Genomic DNA, 415 nt, shown 5'->3' with positions numbered 1-415 from the left:
CCTTTACGCCGGTCCTGGATCGGCGCCGCTGTATGCTGCGGCGGAAGCGTGGGACGGGCTCGCCGAAAACCTGTCCTCGTCCGCGTCGTCGTTTCTCTCGGTGGCCACGGATCTGGCCACCGGCGCGTGGCACGGTCCGTCGGCGGCGGCGATGCTGTCCGTCGCGACCCAGTACGTGAGCTGGCTCAGGGCGGCCGCGGCTCAGGCCGAGGCGACCTCCAGCCAGGCGGCGGCCATAGCGGGCGCGTTCGAGACGGCACTGTCGGCGACAGTGCAACCGGCGGTGGTCTCGGCCAATCGGGCGTTGGTGCGGGCGTTGGCCTCAACCAACCATCTGGGCCAGAACGCGCCGACGATCATGGATATCGAGTCGGCCTACGAGCAGATGTGGGCGACCGACGTGGCAGCGATGTCC

The 415-nt window shown here is 69.6% G+C and carries 1 protein-coding gene; it reads left to right on the top strand.

Annotation, left to right across the window (positions count from 1 at the left end):
- Nucleotides 1-415: PPE family protein (locus tag FQ389_RS17580; RefSeq protein WP_186296507.1), on the top strand; the 415-nt coding region annotated here is incomplete at both ends.

This window comes from Mycobacterium tilburgii, assembly GCF_902168065.1.
Taxonomy (GTDB): Bacteria; Actinomycetota; Actinomycetes; order Mycobacteriales; family Mycobacteriaceae; genus Mycobacterium; species Mycobacterium tilburgii.
The sequence above is the reverse complement of the archived record's forward strand: the minus strand, read 5'-3'. Positions and strand labels throughout refer to the sequence as shown.